Raw genomic sequence first — 19,607 nt, forward strand, 5'->3', positions numbered from 1 at the left:
CGTCACGCCCAGCCACCCCGCATCGCGTCGAGATATTGCCGGACGGCCACCAGGTCGCCGACGTTGCCGGCCAGCATCCGGTCGAGCGCGCGCTTGCCGCCGAACGGCGCCGCGTCGTTGGGCCGCTTGACCCATGCATCGGCCGCGGCCGGCTGCGGCAGCAGGATCTGCAACGCCTTGTAGATGCCGAGCAACAGCGATAGCCGCTCGAGCGTATCGCGCGGCAGGCGGGCCGATTCCGGCGCGGCCTTCCACTTGAAGAACGTCGAGCGGCCAGGCGACCCGAGCAGCACGATCTGCTCGTCGATCGTCAGGTCCCAGTCGCGCGCGATGTTGAAAAACGCGCGCAGGCCGGCGGCCGACATCTGCGCGACCGAAGCGTGCGGCACGGCGGAATGCGACTCGTACGCGGGCTGTGACATGATCGTTAGTCTCGAAACGAATTTACTAACAAGATTAGTCCATTCTCGTATTTTTGCAAGGGTCGCACCCATCGATCGTCATACCGATCCGCTCAATCGATATTTTTTGTCCATTCTGGACTCTTATTTTATTTTCTGCGTTAATGACCGTGCGGACACCGCGTCACGGCGCGGGTCGTGTCCGTGGAAACCGTGTCGCCCAGAACCCGGATGCACCACGCCAAGGAACGCACCATGAAGAGACTGATTGCCGCCGTTTCGATCGCCCTGCTCGCGGTATCCGCAGGCCCCGCCGTCGCGAAGGACTGGACCACGATCCGCTTCGGCACCGACGCCAGCTACGCGCCGTTCGAGTCGAAGGCGCCGGACGGCAAGCTCGTCGGCTTCGACATCGATCTCGGCAACGAGATCTGCGCGCGCCTGAAAGCGAAATGCGTGTGGCTCGAGAACGATTTCGACGGGATGATTCCGGCGCTGAAAGCGAAGAAGTTCGACGCGGTGCTGTCGTCGATGTCGATCACGCCGCAGCGCGCGCAGCAGATCGGCTTCACGACGAAGATCTACAATCAGCCGACGCGGCTCGTCGTGAAGAAAGGCTCGTCGCTGCTGCCGACCGCCGAATCGCTGAAGGGCAAATCGATCGGCGTCGAGCAGGGCACGACGCAGGAGACGTATGCGAAGGCGTACTGGGGCAAGCAAGGCGCGAACGTCGTGTCGTACCAGAACCAGGACGGCGTGTATGCCGACCTGATCGCCGGGCGCCTCGACGCGGCGCTCCAGGATGAAGTGCAGGCCGCGATCGGATTCCTGAAATCGCCGCGCGGCGCGAACTACACGTTCGTCGGGCCCGAGCTCGTCGACGAAAAGGTGCTCGGCATCGGCGCCGGCATCGGCCTGCGCCAGGAGGACACCGACCTGAAGGCGAAGATCGACCGCGCGATCGCCGACATGGTCAAGGACGGCACCTACAAGCGGCTCGCGTCGAAGTACTTCGACTTCGACATCTACGGCGGTTGAAAAACGGCGTCGCGCGCGTACGGATTACTGCTTCCGTCGCGCGCGTCCGACCGCCCCTCCCCTTCAACCGGATGGCAACGGCGGCGCGTGGTTCGCCGTTGCATCGAATGCCTGTCTTCCTGCATCGCGCGCAGCACGATGCGTCGACCATCATTCGGACAACGGATCAATCGTTCGCGGAAATGATGGCCGTGCGAACGAACGTCGTGCCGCTCGCATCAATAGGCGAAGATCGGACGTCGCGGTATCGGCGCCCGTGTGCACATGCCCATGCGGATCGGATTCGCGTGCAGGAAAGTGCCGACCCGGCGCGGATGACCGGCAAGCAGCCGGACCCGCCTCGCACCGGGCGCGGAGAGATGGCCTGTCGTCGCATGCCGGTCGGCCGCAAGCGCGACGTTCGAGCGGCGATGTCCCGAATCACTGCGATCGCGGCCTGCGGACCGCGGCGTGTGATGATCGATCATTTTTCTACCCCGTTTGCTGTCTGATGTTTGTTCCGGCAACCGGACGATGCCGATGCCCCGGCGATCGGGCGACGACGTTTCCTGCTCGCCGTGACGCGGCCCGCTGCACCGCGCCCGGCCGCCGCATCCCCGCGGACTGCATCCTGGTCGATCGCGGCGGCTTTCGCTGCCTGACCGGACGGATCTCGCGCCGTCGACTCTCGCATGCCCTTCATCGCAAGGAGCGGGCCAGCGCTGCGCAAGCCCGGCCGGACAAGGCGGTGACCGAACCGGCTGGCGGCCGGAACGGGCGTGGAATGCCGGAAGTTACGAAACTGAAACATCGGCGCCGCGGCACGCGCCGGCCGCGCAACGGCGGGGCCTTGCGGAATAAGGCTGAACAATGGAGCGCGGAATTTTTACCGGCGGCGGACTGGCCGATCGACCCGGTTCGTCGCGGAAATTCGCGTGGGGGCCAACGCGAAATGTTTCATGCGCTTTACATGCCCGGCTGCGGCAAGACGCACCGCCCGTCGCTGCCGGACGCTGGACGCGGCGGCCGATCGCATGGCTATACTGCGACACCGCTTCACGCGATTTCACGCAACCTCGCGCCCCCCGCCCACGATGATCCGTACCTTCCATGCCGCCGAGCGCGCGAGACTGATCCGCTTCGGCGTGTCGGGCCTGGGCTCGACCGCGCTGCATGCGCTGATCGCCGCCGCGATGTTCGCGCTGTTCGACGCGACGCCCGTCATCGCGAACGCGACCGCGTTCGTCTGTTCGACCGCGTTCTCGTATCTCGCCAACACGCTGTGGAGTTTTTCGTCGCCGGTGACGTGGGGCAACTTCGTGCGCTTTCTCGCGGTCGCGATGGCCGGCCTCGCCGCGACGATGCTGCTGGCGCACGCAACCGACGCGCTCGGGCTCGCCCGCGCATGGAGCATCGTCGCGGTCGTGCTGTGCGTGCCGCCCGTCACGTTCGTGCTGCATCGGCTGTGGACCTATCGGTGAGCCGCGGCGCACGCATCGCGCGCGCCGCTCATCCGACCCGCTGATGCCCCGCGTCGTCCGACGGCGCGCCGTCGTGCCCGCCGCTGTCGCCATTCCCGCCGTTGCCGCCGGTGTTGTCGTGATCGTTCAGCCCGTGCTCGATCATCATCCGGTAGAGCGTCACGCGTGAAATGCCGAGTTCGGCGGCGGCCTTGTTGATCCGGTGGTCGTTGCGCAGCAGCGCGTTCTCGATCGCGGTGCGCTCGGCCAGCGACCGCGCCTGTTCGAGCGTCACCGGTTCGGTTTCCCCGGGCGTCTCGAGCCCGAGATCGTGCGGCGTCAGCAGCCGGCTCTCGGCCATCACGATCGCGCGCCGCACGCGGTTGATCAGTTCGCGCACGTTGCCGGGCCATTCGTAGCGCCGCATCGCGTCGAGCGCGGCCGACGTGAAGCCGCTGATCTTGCGACCGCTGTCGGCCTTGAATTTCTGCAGCACGTAGTGCGCGAGGATGTCGATGTCCTTGCCCCGCGCGCGCAGCGGCGGCTCGTGGATGCGCAGCACGCACAGCCGGTGATAGAGATCCGCGCGGAAGCGCCCGGCCTCGACCGCGCCGTCGAGATCGACGTGCGTGGCCGAGATGATCCGCACGTCGACCGCGATCGATTCCTGCCCGCCGAGCCGCTCGATCTTGCCTTCCTGCAGGAAGCGCAGCAGGCTCGCCTGGCTTTCGACCGGCATGTCGCCGATCTCGTCGAGAAACAGCGTGCCGCCGTTCGCCGATTCGATCCGGCCCGCGCGCCGCTGGTTCGCGCCGGTGAACGCGCCGCGTTCATAGCCGAACAGCTCCGACTGCAGCAGGTGATGCGGAATCGCGCCGCAATTGATCGCGACGAACGGCCCCTTGCCGCGGCCGGAGCGCTCGTGAATCGCGAGCGCCGTGAGTTCCTTGCCGGTGCCCGACTCGCCCGAGATGAACACGCTCGCGTCGGTCTTCGCGACCTTGCGGATCGTGCTGAACAACTGCTGCATCGCCTCGCAATTGCCGATCATCCCGTGTTCGCCGATCGACGCCGCATAGGCGGCGCCGTCGACGCGATCGAGCGCGGCCATCCCGCGCGCATGGCCGAGCACGTGCGAAATCCATTCGTACGGCAGCGGCAGCGTCACGTAGTCGAAACAATAGCTGCGGATCAGTTCGCGCACGGCGGGGCCGATCGTGATGCCGGCCTGCGCGATGGAAATCCAGCCGATTGCCGGCTGGCTCAGGCACATCTTCAGCGCGGGATAGTCGCGCGACGTGAACCCGGTGAAATCGACCAGCCCGGCGGCCACGCTCACGCCGGAGGTCATGTTCTGCGCGGCGCCGGCCGTCTTCGCGACCGCGATCTCCCAGCCGAGCCCGCGCAGTTGTGCGAGCAACGGCTCGTCGGGCGTGCGCATGATCACGAACAGCTTGCGTCCGGCCTCGGGAGCGGTGACGGACACGTCCGTCATCTCGGGCGCCGCCTGCCCGTTTGCGTCGGGTGACCTTGCAACCATCGTTGTTCCCCGCTTGGCGTTGGTATCGCGCGCCGGCTCACCGCCGCGTACGACGGACACGATCGAACCGACATATTGGCCGTATTTCCGTCCGAATAAAATCCCCCTGCGCATGAATCGCGCCCGAGGTCGACGTTGCCATGAACGGTATATCGATGCGGCCGGCCTGCGGCTGGATGGGTGTTATCCCGGAGGCGGGCACGGCGCGCGAGTGGAAAGGGCCGGCGCCGTGCGCGCACAGCCGCGCCGGCGCTGGCGCGCGGCGATTGCGCGCGACGCGGCGCACGTCTGATCGGCGTGCCGGCGCATGCGTACGCAACCGCTCGGCCAGGCAGGCGGGCGCCCGGGCAACCGGTTCCGGTTGATTTGCGTCAATCGTCGGAAGCAGTCAGATGATGCACGCACGCAACATGCGCGGCGCCCCGCCGTGCGGCGGGTGGCCCGGTCAGCGGCCCGACGCGAGCGGCGCCGGCGCGTTCGCGCGGCCGCGGCCGGCCGGCGTGCCGCCGTGTTGGCCGTAGCGGGCGGCCAGCGCGTCGACCCGCGCGAGATGGTGGCGATTGTCGTGATCCCACGGGTGGAAGCCCGGCCGGAAAAAGCTCAGCCATTCGCCGGCGATGCGCGGGAACAGCCCGCGGCGCGGCCCGTACAGGAACGCGAGCACCCGCAGCAGGCCGCGCACGTGATGGCCGGCGCCGCGATCGCGCCACAGCAGCGTGACATGGATCAGGAACACGGTCGGCCAGAACGTCAGCGTCGTCAGCAGATACACGCCGATGCGGATCAGGTAACGGCGCAGCCCCGGCTTCATCGCGGCATTCCACACGTCGAACGACACGGCCTTGTGCTCGGTTTCCTCCAGCGCGTGCCACAGCCACATCTGCCGGTAGCCTTCGACCGAACCGGCCAGGCGCGTCGGGTCGCTCAGCAGCCAGTCGGCGAGCATCGCCGTATAGTGCTCGGCCGCCACCGTGTGCGCGAGCTGCATCGAATGCGGCAGCTTGCGCTTCAGGTAGCCGAGCACCGTCCACACGCGCTTGTCGAGCTTGCGCGCCGGCAGCCGGTTCGCCTGCATCAGCTCGTTGTATTCGACGTGCTCGCGCGTGTGCATCGCCTCCTGGCCGATGAAGCCGAGCACCTGCTGCCTCAGCACCGGATCGTCGATCCGGTCGCGATAGTGGCGCACCGAATCCATAAAGAAACGCTCGCCGGCCGGAAACAGCAGCGATAGCGCGTTGAAGAAATGGGTCACGTGGGACCCGAGGCCATGCCAGTCCTTCGCGCGGTCGACCGGCAGGTCGAAGCGCAGGTCGCGACGCACCGGCATGATGCCGGCTGCGGTGGCGGAAGCGGCTGACTTCATGTTCATCGTTCTCCTGTTGCGGAGCGGCCCGGCGCATCGTCCGACGCAGCCGGCGCAAGCCCGGGCGGCACATCGCGCGCCGCCAAATCCTGACATCGACAGATGTAAAGATAGGCCGCGCGCGCCGGCGCACGCAAGCCGCGCGGTAGATGCGCGCTTCCAAACAGGGCACGGTCGGAACGGCGTAAAAAACGGCGCGCGAGCGGCGCCCGGACAGGTCGCGATTCGAACGCGCGGGTTGGCGTACGGGTGACGCGCCGGAACCGGTTCGGCGCCGCGCCGCCCGCCCGCAAGCCTCGTGTGGCGGGCGTGCCGTGGAATCCGGCAACGGTCGTGCAGCCTGCGGCAACGCGTGCCGGTCGCATCGATTCATACACTCGGCGCCCTCGCGTGGTGCAACCTCGGCGCCGCGACGCGCGAAAAATTCAAACGCGCGTTCCAATGGCGTGTCGGGCGATCCCGCGCGCGGCGCTCCGCCACGCTGGGCGACACGCTTGCCGACACGCGTACGGCGGCGCGAAATCCGCACGCGCCGGCCCGCTGCGCGCTCGCCTACAATAGCGGTTTTACGTCACGCTCTTTCAGGAGAAATCATGTCCGTCATCACGACCGAATCGGGCCTCAAGTACGAAGACCTGACCGAAGGCACCGGCGCGGAAGCGCAAGCCGGCAAGACCGTCAGCGTCCACTACACGGGCTGGCTGACCGATGGTCAGAAATTCGATTCGAGCAAGGATCGTAACGACCCGTTCGCGTTCGTGCTGGGCGGCGGCATGGTCATCAAGGGCTGGGACGAAGGCGTGCAAGGGATGAAGATCGGCGGCGTGCGTCGCCTGACGATTCCGCCGCAACTCGGCTACGGCCCGCGCGGCGCAGGCGGCGTGATTCCGCCGAACGCGACGCTCGTGTTCGAAGTCGAACTGCTCGACGTCTGACCCCGCATCCGGCCGCTTCCTTCGGATGGAACGCATCGCCTCCCCCGCCATCGCGCTGCGCCGCTACGCCACGTGCGAAGCGTCGGACGTGCACGACTTCCACCAGGTCGTGCTCGGCGTCGATGGCGCGATGGTGATGGCAGTGGACGGGGTCGGCCGGCGCATCGACCGGCACGCGGCCTGGCTGATTCCGGCCGGCGCGCGCCACGACTACGCGGGCCTCGGCGACAATCGCCAGCTCGTGATCGACCTGCCCGCCGCATCGCTCGCGGTGCCGCAGCGGCTGTTCGACCATGCGCGCGCCGTGTCGATCGCCCCGGCGCTCACGTCGCTCGTCGCGCAGGTCGCGGCCGTCGCCGTGCAGCACGATGCGCCGGCCGGCGACGCACGGCAGGCGGCCGCGCACCGTTTCCAGTGGCAGGCCGCCGCACGCCTGTGCGATGCGCTGCTCGACGATGCCGGCATTGCCGCGCCCGCGTCGGGCCTCGATTTCGCGCGCATCGACCGCTGGCTGCGCGCGCGGCTCGCCGATCCGCTGCGCATCGCCGATCTCGCCGCGCACTGCGGCTACGGGATGCGCCGGTTTCATCAACTGTTCGTCGACGCGTTCGGTGAGACGCCGCATCGCTACCTGCAGCGGCTGCGGCTCGACGCAGCGGTCGTGCTGCTCGCCGACGGCCGGCATTCGCTCGTCGACATCGCGGGCAGCGTCGGTTTCGCCGATCAAAGCACGTTCACGCATGCGTTCACGAAGCGCTTCGGCGTCGCGCCGGGACGCTGGCGTGGCGGACGGCACTGAACGGCCCAGCGACGCCGGTTTTCCCGCGATAGCGGATGCGGCGCTCGCTCGCGCCGTGGCATTACGGCCGAATGAGCTTCGACCGCCGCTGTCCGTTCCGTGCGAGGCCGTACCGCGCATAAACGCGCCGCGCGTCCAGCCGATGGTCGCCGCGCACCGCGCTCACCGACGCGTCGTGCCCGCTTCGTCACCGATCTTCTTCACGATAGTCTCGGCCGCCTTCACCGGCCGGCCGTCGTCGTGCCGCAGCGCGAGCTTGCGGATCGCGCGCCCGGTGCCGCGGTCGACCAGCACCGAATGCGGCTCGCCGCGCGCGAACAGGTTGACCTCGCCCCACTGCCGCAGCATCACGATGACCGGAAACAGCCCCTCGCCCTTTTTGGTCAGCACGTACTCCTGATACGCGGTGCCGTCGGACGCCGGCACGACGTCGAACACGCCGGCGTCCACCAGCCGCTTCAGCCGGTCGGACAGGATGTTGCTCGCGACGCCGAGGCTCGCGCGGAAATCGCCGAAGCGGCGCACGCCGTCGAACGCGTCGCGCACGATCAGCAACGCCCAGCGATCGCCGACGATATCGGTCGCGCGCGCCACCGGGCACGGCGAATCCGCAAGACTTTTCTGCCTGGCCATCTTCCTCTCCACAATTGCGCCGGCGCCTTCGCAGGCATGCCGGCCATCCGTGCGCGGGCCTTTGGCCCGCCACCCAACAAGTTGCATTTTAAAACCACTTTCCCTACACTCCAAACAAATTTCAAATTGCAACTCCATTGCGTGAGGCAACCATGGAGTCATCCTGCCGTTCCGGCACCGTTGCATCGAACGCGCGAACCGACGCGGTCCATCCGGCCGACGGCGGCCGCCTGTCGTCGGCGCGCGTCGCGCTGCTGGCCGTCTGCTGCGCGGCGAGCGTCGCGAACGTCTACTACGCGCAGCCGCTGCTCGATTCGATCGCGCGGGATTTCGGCGTGTCGCAGGCCGCCGTCGGCGGCGTCGTCACCGCGACGCAGCTCGGCTGCGCGCTCGCGCTGCTGTTCGTCGTGCCGCTCGGCGACTTGCTGAACCGCAAGCGCCTGATCGCCGTGCAGCTTCTGCTGCTGACCGCGGCCTGCATCGGCGTGGCTGCCGCGTCGACACGCGTCGCGCTGCTGGCCGGGATGGTCGCGGTCGGATTGCTCGGCACCGCGATGACGCAAGGGCTGATCGCGTGCGCGGCCGCGCTCGCCGGCGCAGGCGAACGCGGCCGCGTAGTGGGTGCCGCGCAGGGCGGCGTCGTGGTCGGGCTGCTGGCCGCGCGCTCGGTGGCGGGCGTCGTCACCGACATCGCCGGGTGGCGGGCCGTCTATCTCGTATCGGGCGTGCTCGCGATCGCGATGCTCGTCGTGCTGTCGCGGCTGTTGCCGGATCGGCACGCACCGCGCGAACGCATCGGTTACGCGGCGCTGCTGCGCTCGATGGTGTCGCTGCTGCGCGAAGAACGCGTGCTGCGCGTGCGCGGCACGATCGCGCTGCTGATGTTCGCGGCGTTCAGCATCTTCTGGAGCGCGCTCGTGCTGCCGCTGAGCGCGCCGCCGCACGCGATGTCGCACACGCAGATCGGCGCGTTCGGCCTCGTCGGCGCGCTGGGTGCGGCGGCCGCCGCGCGCGCGGGCCGGCTCGCGGATCGCGGGCGCGGCGAAGCGACGACCGGCGCCGCACTCGCGCTGCTCGCGTGCGCGTGGCTGCCGCTCGCATTCGGCACTACGTCGATTGCGCTGCTGATCGTCGGCATCGTGCTGCTCGACGTCGGCGGACAGGCCGTGCACGTCGTCAACCAGAGCATGATTCTCGGCGCGCGGCCGGACGCGCATGCGCGTCTCGTCGGCTGCTACATGCTGTTTTATTCGGCCGGCAGCGGGCTCGGTGCGATCGCGGCGACGATGATGTATGCGCGCGCCGGATGGACAGGCGTGTGCGTGCTCGGCGCGGGGGTGAGCGTGGCCGCGCTCGGCGTATGGGCCGCGACGCTGCGGCGCGCATGATGCGCACCGGTCGTGCGGATGGAATGGGAAAAGCCGGCCCGCCCCAGACGGGCGGCCGGCATGCGAACCGGCCGCGCACGCGCGCCGGTCCGGCTTTCGGTCGCGCTGCGGCTCCGCTGCGCGCCGCGAGCGTTCAGCCTGCCGCCTGAATCGCCTCTTCGTACACGCCAGCCACGCGTCGCGCGATCACCGCGTTGTCGAAATGATCGCGCGCATAGCGCTTGCACGCGACCTCGTCGGGCAACGTGATCGCCCCTGACAGCGCACCGCCGAGCCCTTCGGCAATCGCATCGGCGCCCGTCGACGGCAGCACGAGATCGTTCGACAACCCGGCGACCGCCTCCGGCAGCCCGCCGACCGGCGTCACCAGCACCGGCGTGCCGGATGCCAGCGATTCGACGGTGATCAACCCGAAGCCCTCGAGCGCGACCGTCGGCACGACGCTGACCGTCGCCGCGCGGTACAGCGCCGCGAGATGATGATCGGGCACGAAGCCGAGCAGCTTCACGTTGTCCTGCAGCCCCGCTTCGTCGATGCGCTGCTGCAGTTCCTCGCCGATCTTGCCCTTGCCGGCGATGAGCAGCAGCACGTCCGGGTGACGGCGCTTGACGATGCCGATCGCGTCGATCAGGTCCTCCAGCCCCATGCGCCGCACGAGCCGGCGCACGGCGAGCACGATCGGCCGGTCCTGCGGCAGTTGCAGCTTGTGCCGCGCCTCGGCCGGCGTGAGCGGCGTGTCGAACTGCGCGGTATCGACGCAGCCGGGAATCACGCGCACCCGCGACGGATCGATCCCGTAGCGGTGCGTCAGGATCTGGCCGAACGCCTGCGACAGCACGATCAACCGCGACGAGCGCGTATAGACGGCCTGTTCGAGATAGCGCTTCGCGCGCTGCCCGAGCGACGCGGCGCCCTCGACCTGGCTTTCGTCGGCCCACGGCCCCTGGAAGTGCGACACCTGCGGAATCCCGCGCGTCACGTCGAGGCCCGGGAACGTGTACAGCGCGAAGTGCGACGAAATCACGTCCGGCCGTTCGCTGCGGATCTCGTCGCGCAGCGCACGCCGCGCGGCGAGCATCCGGCGCGCGAGCGGCTGCGACGCGGGCCCGAAGCCCTGGATCGCGCCGCCCGTGTCGTCGGCGACCTTCGGCGAGCCGGCGACGAGCCCGCGCACCTCGACGCCCGCGCCGGGCAGCGCGCCGACGAGCGAGTAGTACATCCGGTCGAGGCCGCCCGCGCGTTCGGGGAACCAGTGCATGCCGATCTGCAACGATTTGATCGGCCGGGAAGAGTGGGACATCACGGTTGCTCCTGCGTGATTGCATGCTCGACCCGCTCGAACGCGGACGGCTGCGTGGGTTGGCCGATGCGCCGGTAAAGCGCGACGTACTGGGCGCCCATGTGCGCCCAGCCGAAACGGGTCATCAGTTCGCGGGCCGCGTCGCCCATCGCGCGACAGGTGTCGCGCGATGCCGCGAGCGCGCCGATCGCCTGCGCGAGCGCGGCCGGATCGTCCGGATCCTCCAGCACGATCCCGCATTCGCGCGTGATGATTTCCGCGCCGCCCGCCGTGCGCGCGGTGACGACCGGCAGACCGGCCGCCATCGCCTCCAGCAGCGACAGGCTCATCGCTTCGTAGCGCGACGGAAAAACGTACGCGTCGACCGAGCGCATCAGCGTCGGCATGTTCTTCACGAGCCCGAGGAAATGCACGCGCGAATCGATGCTGAGGGCGCGCGCTTCTTCCGGATACGGGCTGCCGGGCAGATAGCCTGCCACCGCCAGATGCACGTTCGCCGGCAGCTTCGTCAGCGCCTTCAGCACGGTGCCGAGGTTCTTGCGCGGCGTGCGCAGGTCGCCGACGAACAGCAGCAGGAACGCGTCGGCCGGCAGCTTGAACGCCGCGCGATCGGCCTGCGCGCCCGCGAACGCGCTGCCGTCGACGCCGTTGTAGATCACGCTGATCTTGCCGCTGTCGATGCCGAGCCCGGCGATCTCGTCGGCCACCTTCTGCGACACCGCCGTGATCGCGCGCGAACGCTTGTACGCCCAGCGCTCGAGCACGGTATTCACACGCGTATAGACGTACTGGTAGGCCGACCACAGCCCCTTGGTGGGTCCGAACGGATAGTACGGACTCTTGAACCAGCCGCCGTGCACGAAGTGCGCGGTATTCACGTCGGCCTTGATCCACGAGATGAAGCCGTTCACGTGCAGCACGTCGTATTCGCCACGGTGCGCGCGCAGCCACGCCGCGCTTTTCAGCGCGAACACCTGCTGCTTGACGAGATTCGACGGCCAGAAGCCGCCGACCTTCACCGGCACCCAGCGCACGCGCGGATCGGCCAGCAACTCGGGCGCGACATGCGACGCGACCAGCGTGACCTCGTAGTGTTCGGCCAGCGCCGCGCGCGCGATTTCGTAATTGACGCGGCCCTGCCCGTCGTTATGTCGCACGACGTGCGTGACGATCGCGATTCTCAATGGTCGCCTCCCCGTGAACGCGCGGCGGCCAGCAGGCGTTGCGCCTTCTGCCAGTGCGCCGCGGCAAGTATCGAAAAAATGGCTGTGAACATCAGCAGGCCGCCGGTGCCGATCAGCGAGTTCGTGAATACGAGCATCGCGAAGGTCGACAGGCACAGGCTCAGGCACGCGCCGACGAACTTGTCCTGGCGCAGCTTGAACGCCGCGCGCAGCGTGCGGCCGAACAGCATCACGACGCCGGCGAGATACAGCAGCGTGCCGGGCCAGCCGAGCACGAACGGCACGTTCATCACGCCGCTGTCGAAGCTGCCGTACTTGCCGAGCTCGCCGCTGTCGCTCGACAGCTTCGTGGACGCGCCGGTCGCGCCCATCCCTTCGCCGGCGACGTCGGTGAACGCCGTCTGCGCGAAGGTCGCGTAGAACTTGTTGCGGTCGTCGTAGCTGCGGTCGTCCTTCAGGTTCGTGATCGACTGCAGGCGCGCGCCGAGCCGGTCGGCCACCGGGCCGACGGTCAAGAGCGGCACGCACAGCCCGACCAGCACGACGCCGCTGATCAGGATCCGCATCCGCACGCGGTTGCTCGATTGCACGAGCTGGATCGCGAGCGCGATCACCCAGCCGCCCCAGGTCGAGCGCACGAGACACAGCGCGAACGACACGAAACCGGCCGCGCCCGCGAACCAGCGGATCTTCTGCGGCGCGACCAGCACGAACACCAGCGCACCCATCATCGCGAACGCGAACGGCCCGGACGAATTCATCGTGCTGAACACGCGCACGCCGTACGGCACCGGCTCACCCTGCGAGCCCATCTGCGAGCCGACCATCCACAGCACGTCCCACTGCGGCATCACGAAGTACTGCACGACGCCGTACACGCCCATCACGAGCATGCCCCACATGAAGGTGGACAGCAGCACGTCGCGATACTCCGGATAGTTGCGCGCGTTCACCATGATGTGAAAGCCGATCAGGATCGGGTACAGCCAGTTCGCGAGGTCGTAGGTTGCGGCCATCACGCCGCTCGACACGATCCCGACCAGGTACGCATACACGAGCCCGAACAGGATCAGCAGCACCGGAATCCCGCGTCGCTGCGCGAGCACGCGGTAATGCCGGATGAGCCCCAGGCCGGCGATCATCGTCACCGCGAGCGGCGCGACCTGGATCAGGCTCGTCGGCGTGAACGCGCCCTTCGACCAGTCGGCCAGACGCCGCACTTCCGGGCTCAAGAACCACACCCACCACATGAAGCCGACATAGCGCGCCGGGCTCTTGAAATACAGCCAGATGCCGACCCCGATGGCCAGCACCGGGAACGCGAGCGTCAGCACCTTGCCCTGGTGGATCGCGATCAGCGCGGCGGTCAACGTCCACAGCCCGGCCTGCCCGGCCCAGTGCTTCGGTTCGGCGAACCAGCTGCGGGTGCGCGACGGCGCGCGTTCGGCGGCAATCGTACTCATCGATCCGCGCTCACTGCGACGAAGGGTGCGAATCGGCGAGCGGCATCGCGACGCCGGCCGCCGCGGGCGTGCGGCGCCGGCGCAGCATGTCGCGCGTGATCCGCACGTGCTGCTCGGCGAACGCCTGCGTGGTCAGGTCGCGCTCGCGCAGGCAGGCGGCGGCGGCCCGCGCGCAGTCGAGCGCCGCCGCCGGATCGGCGACGAAGCGGTCGGCGGCCTGGCGCATCGCCTGCGCGTCGAACGCCGGCACATAGGCGGCCGTATCGTGCGGGAAGTAGTCGCTCAGGCCGCCCACGTCGGACACGATCATCGGCTTGCCGACGGCCGCCGCCTCGAGCATCACGGTGATGCCGGACGCATGGAAATTCGGCCGCAGCGGCACGACGATCACGTCGGCCCACGCGTACAGTTCGTGCTGCTTCGCGAGCCCCGACGCCGGGCCGATCTTCACGTTCGGCGCATGCCATTCGCGCGGCACGCGGCGGCGCGTCGCGAGCCGCACGTCGTAGCGTTCGTCGCCGCCGAACGCGGCGAGGAACGTGCGCCAGTCGCGATCGCGGTCGTTGCCGATCGCGGCGATCCGCAGCGGCCGGTTCGGCTGCCATTGCCGCGGCTCGACCGGCGGGAAATCCTGCGTGTTCAGCCCGTAATAAACGAACTCGGCTTCGCGCCCGAGGATGCGGCGGCACAGGTCGGCGTTGTCGCGGGCGAGCGTGGTCAGCGCGTCGGCGCGCGCGAGCAGCTTGCGGTACAGCCAGCGGCGCGGGCCGCCGAAGCTGCCCCACTTGTCGAACAGCCACACGCTCTGCGCGAGCAGCAGCGGGCGCTTGCCCTGCGCGCCGGCGAGCTTGAGGATCAGCGCGGCGGCCAGATGCTCCTGCTCGGTATGCGTCCAGATCACGTCGGTCGCGAGCAACGTCGCGCGGTTGCGCCACGCATGCACGATATCGAAGCCGAGCGCCGCCTTCAGCGCGCGGCGCGCGAGGCTCACGACGCGGTTCTCGCGGCCGTCCTGCGAATAGGTCAGCCGGAATTCGTCGGATTCGGCGTGGTGATAGCCGTACAGGCAGCCGATGTCGTCGCCTTTCCGGTAGGTACGCGGATCGGCGCCGTAGAACAGATGGACGTGAACGTTCGTTGCAGCCTTCGTGGTCATGCGAGCCCTCCGGGCATGGCCGCGCGCGAGGCGCGCAGGCCGTTCAAGACGTCACCGGCGGCATCGCCGCACGATGGGGGGCAAGATCGGTGCGACGCGCATCGCGCGCGCCGCGGCGCACCGCGCGCCAGTGCGCGAGCACGCGGGCACGCCGCGCGGTCGGCAGCGCCAGCAGCACGTGCGCAAAGCCCGGATAGACGCGTGTGCCGACCAGCGTCCACCACCACCACGCGATCTCGCGCCGTACCGGCGGCAGATGCTCCCGCAGCGTCAGTTGCAGGTTGTACGCGCCGTTGCTGATCGCGTTCAGCGACGCCGCATCGCGCCGGTCGTCGTCGAAGCGCTCGGCCGGGAAATGGTCGACCGCGATCGCCGGGTCGTACAGCAGCGTCCAGCCCGCGCGCTGCACCTCCATGCTGAACGCCATGTCGTTGTGCACCTGCGCGCCGGCGCCGCGCAGCCGCGTGTCGAAGCGCAGCCGTTCGATCGCCGCGCGGCGGTAGCTCATGTTCGCGCCTTTGAGCATGTCGACGGCGCGCGCACCGCCGACGCCAAGGTGATGATTGCCGATGATCTTGCCCGACAGCGTGAGCTGGCCAACGAGCTCGCGCGATTCGTCGAGCAAGCGGCCCTTCTCGTGCACCCAGTCGCGCCCGCCGACCGCGCCCACGCGCGGGTCGGACAGGAACGCGGCTTCGATGCGCGCGAGCCAGTCCGCGTGCGGCGCCGCATCGTCGTCGGTGATCGCGACGATGTCGCCGTTCACCGAGTCGAGCCCCTTGTTCAGCGCGGCGACCTGGCCGGCCACCTCGACCGGCACGATGCGTAGCGGCAGCGCGCCGCCGACCGCCGGATCGGCGAGCCGTTCGTGCGTGGCGTCGTCCTCCGGGCGCGCGACGACGATCACCTCGTCGGGCAGCCGCTGCTGCCGCTGCAGCGCCAGCAGGCAGCGCGCGAGGTCGGCGGGACGCCGATAGGTCGGAACGAGCACGGAAATTTTCATCAAGGATTCTCCAGTCGGCCGGGCAGGCGCCGCTCGCGCCGGCCCGGTGTCGTGAAATGCGATCAAGCGCTCAGGTATTCGTGCACGGCCGCATAGCCGCGGCCGTAGCCGCGCGCCTTCGGCGGCACGCCGTTGAAGATCCCGCCTTCCAGGTCGACCCCCGCGGTGCGCAGGCGCTTGATCGCATCGGCGATCTCGCCTTCGGTATGCATGCCCGAGCGCAGCACGAGGAACGTCGAGCCGGCCATGCGGCCGATGATGGTTGCGTCGGTCACCGCCAGCACCGGCGGCGAATCGATCAGCACGACGTCGTAGCGCTTGCCGAGCCCTTCGAGGTATTGCGGCAGGCGCGTCGACATCAGCAGCTCCGACGGATTCGGCGGGCGCGTGCCGGCCGCGATGAACGACAGGCCCTGCACCGGCGTCTCGCGGATCGCTTCCTCGAGCGGCGACTGATCGCTCAGCAGCTCGGACAGGCCCGGCTGCACGGTCAGGCCGAAGTAGCGGTCGAGCATCCCGCGGCGCATGTCGGCGTCGATCAGCAGCACGCGCTTGCCCGAATGCGCGAGCAGCACCGCGAGGTTGACCGTCAGAAAGCTCTTGCCGATGCCCGGCGTCGGGCCGGTCAGCACGATCACGCGGTTCTTCGCGTCCATCATCGCGAACTGCATCGCGGTGCGCAGGCTGCGCATGCTTTCGACGCTCAGGTCCTTCGGACGCAGGCTCGCGAGGATCGGCCGCGCACGGCTGCCGCCCTTCTCCGCGGCCGCGTCGAGCTTCACCTGCTCGGCGCTTTGCGGCACCAGCCCGTACAGCGGCAGGTTGAACGTGCGCTCGATGCGGTCGGGATCCTCGATGCCCTGGAACAGGTTGCGACGCAGGAACACGACGCCCGTGCCGAGGATCAGCCCGAGGAACACGGCGGCCGACAGGATCAGCACCTTCTTCGGCTTGACCGGCGCGCCCGGACGCAGCGCCGAGTCGATCAGGTGGATGTTGCCGCCCGTGCCGGCCTTCTGCACCGACAGCTCCTGCACGCGGTTCAGCAGCAGCACGTAGATGTCCTCGGCGACCTTCGCGTCGCGCTGCAGCTGAACGGCCTTCACCTCGGTCGCCGGCAGGCTGCGGAAGCGGTTGCTGAACTTGTCCTTCTCGCCCTGCAGCTCCGCGAGCTGCTGCTTCGCGGCGATCACCATCGGGTGCGAATCGGTGAAGCGCTGCGCGAGCGATGCGAGCTGCAGGCGCTGCGCGGCGATCTGCTGTTCGTATTGCACGCTGCCCTGGAGGTAGACCTTCGCCTCGTCGCTCGCGTTGATCGAACCCGACGTGCGCTGGTATTGCGTGAGCGCGGCTTCCGCGCGTTCGAGGTCGGCCTTCAGGCGCGGCTCCTCGCCCTTCAGGAAGTCGAGCATCTTGGTCGCTTCCGCCTGCTTCGCGACCACGTGCTGGTTCAGGTACGACTGCGCGAGCGCGTTCGCGATCGCGGCGGTCTGGTCCGGATCCTTGCCTTCCAGCGAAATCTGCACGACGCCCGTCTGCTTGCCCTGCTCGCTCACCTGGATGCCGGCCTGGAAGCCGCTGATCGCGTCGAGATCGTTGTAGCGCACCACCGTGAATTGCGTGCCGGGGCGCGCGACGAGCTTCTGCACGAGCAGCGTCACGCCGCCGCCCTGCGCCGCTTCGCCGACGCGACCGGCCAGCAGCCGCGTGCCGTTCTCGTCGACCAGCGAATAGGTGCCGTTCGGGCCGGCCGTCAGCGTCAGCTTCTTGCCTTCGAGCGCCGGCACGACGCTGATCGAGTCGACGTCGGCGAGCTCGCCGCCCCACGCGTACGATTTCAGGCCGAGCCACGGCCGCGACGGCTCGCCCGGCGTCGCGAGGCGCGCGGCGAGGCTGCCGAGCACCGGCAGCGTCTTCGGCGCGATCGAAAAGTTCAGCTTGAACTGCTCGACGACCGGCGTGACCACGCCGCGGCTCTTGATGATCTCGATTTCCGCGTCGGTCGGCGCCTGCTGCGGGCCGCTGTTGATCGACGCGCCCGTCTGCGTCTGCGTGAGCGCCTGCGACGTGTTGTCGTTGCCCTCGACCCGCACGTGCACGTCCGCCTGGTAGACCGGCTTCGCGATGAAGCAGTAGAGGCCGGCGAGCGCGATGACCGTCACCGCGATGCCGATCAGCAGCCAGATGTCGTCCATGATCACCTGGAGCAACTGGCCGAGAACGAAGTCCTCTTCCTCGGTCTTCGCGGTCAGGTCCGCGTAGGAGTGTTTCGCTTGCGTGTTCACCATTCGTTCCCGCTTGAGTGGTGCCGGGGGGGCGGACGCCGCCCCGGCGGGCTATCAGCGCGTGATTTGCCGCATGTAGAAGATCGTCTGGATCGTCGGCAGCACCTGCTGCAGCACACGGTTGAACTGCACCGAGCCGGCCGTGCTGACGTAGACGACGTCGAGCGGCTGAAGCGGGAAGCGGCTCGACAGCATCAGCGCATCGGGCTGCGTCATGTCGAGGCGGAACACTTCGGGCTTCGTCGGGTTGTCGCGCATGCCGCGCATCACGTAGATCTTGCGCGGGTTCGCATCGGTGTCGAGGATCCCGCCGCCCGCGGTCAGCGCATCGGCGATGGTCAGCCTGCCCTTGAGCATCGGCACCGTGACCGGCGTCTTGACCTCGCCCATGATGAACACGCGGCTGTCGCTGCGATCCGGCACGTTGACGATGTCGCCCGGCTGCAGCATCACGTTCTGCTTCACCTCGCCGCGATCGAGCACGCCGTTCGCGTCGAGCGTGTACAGCTTGCCGTCGCGCGTCAGGCGCACGCGCTGCAGGTCGGCTTCGGCGGTCGAGCCGCCGGAGCGCGAGATCGCGTCGACGAGCGTGAGCGGCACGTCGCTCACCGCGAGCGGGCCCGGCTGCTTCACCTCGCCCGTCACCTGCACCTTCTGGCTGCGGAACGACAGCACGCGCACGTCGAGCTGCGGATTCTTCACGTAGCGCGACAGGCTGGACGCCATCTCGTCGCGGATCTGCGCGACCGTCTTGCCCGCCACGCGAATCCGCCCGACGAACGGGAAGAAGATCGTGCCGTCGGCGGCAACCGTCTGGCCGTACGGATCGGCCTGGCCCGGCAGCGCGGTCGTATACGGCTGCTGCAACGCGCCCGCGACCGATTGCGTCGTGTTGCCGCCGCTCGAGAACGACTGGCCCTGCGGCGTCGTCAGCTCCGGGTGGTCCCACACGGTGACGCCGAGGATGTCCTGCGGGCCGACGCGATACGTGTACTGCGACGGATCGGTATAGCGCCCGGGCGGCAGCGGATGATCGACCTGTGCTTTCTGCAGCTGGTCCATCACCACTTTGGCGTCGATGTAATGAACCGGATAGGTTTCGGCCGCTTCCTGCCGGCCTTCGTCCTTCAGGTTCGACGAGTCGAGGTAGTTGCCGGGCGCGGTTGCACAGGCTGACAGGAAAGTCGTCAGCGCGACGGCAAGCGCCACCGGGCGCATCGGGCGTTTCAGCATAGTTTCTGTAGCCATCCTTGAACCAGACGTTCGATCAGTGAGTAGCTCTCGCGGTAGTCGGCCTCGGGGCCGCCGTGCGGGTCCGCGATCTCGGCCCCTTCCCACTTGCCGAGCAGGTGGACCTTGCCGCGTGCGAACGGATCGACCGCTTCGACGGCCGCGATCTGTCGGCGCTCGCTGACGAGAATCAGGTCGGCGTCGCGCACGATCCGGCGCGACAGCCGCCGCGAGCGATGGGTCGTCGCATCGACGCCCCGCTCGGCCAGCAGTTGCCGCATCACCGGATCGATGCCGTCGCCGTCGTTCGCGTGGACGCCGGCCGAATGAAACGTCGGACGCGGGCCGCCGCGCGACGCGGCGTGCGACTTGAACAGCATTTCCGCCGCCGGGCTGCGGCAGACGTTCGCGTGGCAGACGATCAGGATGTTCCGGAACATGGCGTCTCGT

The 19,607-nt window shown here is 68.6% G+C and carries 18 protein-coding genes; 6 read left to right on the plus strand and 12 right to left on the minus strand.

Annotated features, from left to right (window positions below):
* Window positions 1-2: 2 nt before the first annotated feature.
* Window positions 3-422 carry an MbcA/ParS/Xre antitoxin family protein gene (locus J8I33_RS17135; protein ID WP_124593257.1) on the minus strand — a complete coding sequence of 140 codons (420 nt, stop codon included), beginning with the start codon at window positions 420-422 and terminating at the stop codon, window positions 3-5.
* A gap of 234 nt (window positions 423-656) precedes the next feature.
* Here J8I33_RS17135 and J8I33_RS17140 point away from each other — a divergent pair, with 234 nt between their 5' ends.
* The 3 genes from J8I33_RS17140 to J8I33_RS17150 all read left to right on the plus strand — a co-directional run bounded on the left by J8I33_RS17140 (window position 657) and on the right by J8I33_RS17150 (window position 2,899).
* Window positions 657-1,439 (plus strand): ABC transporter substrate-binding protein, encoded by a 783-nt coding sequence (locus J8I33_RS17140; protein WP_050017967.1) that lies wholly within the window; start codon window positions 657-659, stop codon window positions 1,437-1,439.
* Between the two features lie 107 nt (window positions 1,440-1,546).
* Window positions 1,547-1,930: a hypothetical protein gene (locus tag J8I33_RS17145; RefSeq protein ID WP_209938281.1), complete on the plus strand. Its 384-nt coding sequence runs from the start codon at window positions 1,547-1,549 to the stop codon at window positions 1,928-1,930.
* A 582-nt stretch (window positions 1,931-2,512) separates the two neighbouring features.
* On the plus strand, window positions 2,513-2,899 hold the full coding sequence (locus J8I33_RS17150) for a GtrA family protein (protein WP_089489124.1): 387 nt from the start codon (window positions 2,513-2,515) through the stop codon (window positions 2,897-2,899).
* 28 nt (window positions 2,900-2,927) lie between these two features.
* Here the strand turns inward: J8I33_RS17150 and J8I33_RS17155 are convergent, their stop codons facing one another.
* Entirely contained in the window at window positions 2,928-4,418 is a 1,491-nt protein-coding gene (locus J8I33_RS17155; protein ID WP_050017964.1) for a sigma-54 dependent transcriptional regulator, read from the minus strand.
* A gap of 445 nt (window positions 4,419-4,863) precedes the next feature.
* Entirely contained in the window at window positions 4,864-5,781 is a 918-nt protein-coding gene (locus J8I33_RS17160) for a metal-dependent hydrolase (protein WP_209924747.1), read from the minus strand.
* A 593-nt stretch (window positions 5,782-6,374) separates the two neighbouring features.
* Here J8I33_RS17160 and J8I33_RS17165 point away from each other — a divergent pair.
* Together J8I33_RS17165 and J8I33_RS17170 are read left to right on the plus strand one after the other, a co-directional pair.
* Entirely contained in the window at window positions 6,375-6,716 is a 342-nt protein-coding gene (locus J8I33_RS17165) for an FKBP-type peptidyl-prolyl cis-trans isomerase (RefSeq protein ID WP_209938283.1), read from the plus strand.
* 25 nt (window positions 6,717-6,741) lie between these two features.
* Entirely contained in the window at window positions 6,742-7,515 is a 774-nt protein-coding gene (locus J8I33_RS17170) for an AraC family transcriptional regulator (protein ID WP_124553961.1), read from the plus strand.
* Between the two features lie 162 nt (window positions 7,516-7,677).
* On the opposite strand, the gene J8I33_RS17175 is transcribed toward J8I33_RS17170, so the two are convergent.
* Window positions 7,678-8,148 carry a helix-turn-helix domain-containing protein gene (locus tag J8I33_RS17175; RefSeq protein WP_124631283.1) on the minus strand — a complete coding sequence of 157 codons (471 nt, stop codon included), beginning with the start codon at window positions 8,146-8,148 and terminating at the stop codon, window positions 7,678-7,680.
* A gap of 152 nt (window positions 8,149-8,300) precedes the next feature.
* Between J8I33_RS17175 and J8I33_RS17180 the strand changes: the two genes are divergently transcribed.
* Window positions 8,301-9,536 carry an MFS transporter gene (locus J8I33_RS17180; protein ID WP_209924744.1) on the plus strand — a complete coding sequence of 412 codons (1,236 nt, stop codon included), beginning with the start codon at window positions 8,301-8,303 and terminating at the stop codon, window positions 9,534-9,536.
* Window positions 9,537-9,669: 133 nt separating this feature from the next.
* Here the strand turns inward: J8I33_RS17180 and J8I33_RS17185 are convergent, their stop codons facing one another.
* The 8 genes from J8I33_RS17185 to J8I33_RS17220 form a co-directional block, all read right to left on the minus strand.
* On the minus strand, window positions 9,670-10,836 hold the full coding sequence (locus tag J8I33_RS17185) for a glycosyltransferase family 4 protein (RefSeq protein ID WP_050017960.1): 1,167 nt from the start codon (window positions 10,834-10,836) through the stop codon (window positions 9,670-9,672).
* Window positions 10,836-12,020 (minus strand): glycosyltransferase family 4 protein, encoded by a 1,185-nt coding sequence (locus J8I33_RS17190; RefSeq protein ID WP_209938291.1) that lies wholly within the window; start codon window positions 12,018-12,020, stop codon window positions 10,836-10,838. Before J8I33_RS17190 ends, J8I33_RS17185 begins: the two co-directional genes overlap by 1 nt.
* Window positions 12,017-13,483: a glucose-6-phosphate isomerase gene (locus J8I33_RS17195; protein WP_050017958.1), complete on the minus strand. Its 1,467-nt coding sequence runs from the start codon at window positions 13,481-13,483 to the stop codon at window positions 12,017-12,019. The genes J8I33_RS17190 and J8I33_RS17195 overlap by 4 nt, the downstream gene beginning before the upstream one ends.
* 10 nt (window positions 13,484-13,493) lie before the next feature.
* Complete coding sequence (locus J8I33_RS17200) at window positions 13,494-14,639, minus strand: glycosyltransferase family 4 protein (protein WP_050017957.1); 1,146 nt, start codon at window positions 14,637-14,639, stop codon at window positions 13,494-13,496.
* A gap of 43 nt (window positions 14,640-14,682) precedes the next feature.
* Window positions 14,683-15,642 carry a glycosyltransferase family 2 protein gene (locus J8I33_RS17205; protein WP_089489122.1) on the minus strand — a complete coding sequence of 320 codons (960 nt, stop codon included), beginning with the start codon at window positions 15,640-15,642 and terminating at the stop codon, window positions 14,683-14,685.
* 62 nt (window positions 15,643-15,704) lie between these two features.
* Window positions 15,705-17,930 (minus strand): polysaccharide biosynthesis tyrosine autokinase, encoded by a 2,226-nt coding sequence (locus J8I33_RS17210; RefSeq protein ID WP_050017955.1) that lies wholly within the window; start codon window positions 17,928-17,930, stop codon window positions 15,705-15,707.
* Between the two features lie 51 nt (window positions 17,931-17,981).
* Entirely contained in the window at window positions 17,982-19,160 is a 1,179-nt protein-coding gene (locus tag J8I33_RS17215; RefSeq protein ID WP_050017954.1) for a polysaccharide biosynthesis/export family protein, read from the minus strand.
* A complete protein-coding gene (locus J8I33_RS17220) occupies window positions 19,154-19,597 on the minus strand; it encodes a low molecular weight protein-tyrosine-phosphatase (protein WP_006482944.1) in 444 nt (147 codons plus the stop codon). The genes J8I33_RS17215 and J8I33_RS17220 overlap by 7 nt, the downstream gene beginning before the upstream one ends.
* Window positions 19,598-19,607 lie beyond the last annotated feature (10 nt).

This window comes from Burkholderia sp. AcTa6-5, from assembly GCF_017815075.1.
Lineage (GTDB): Bacteria > Pseudomonadota > Gammaproteobacteria > Burkholderiales > Burkholderiaceae > Burkholderia > Burkholderia sola.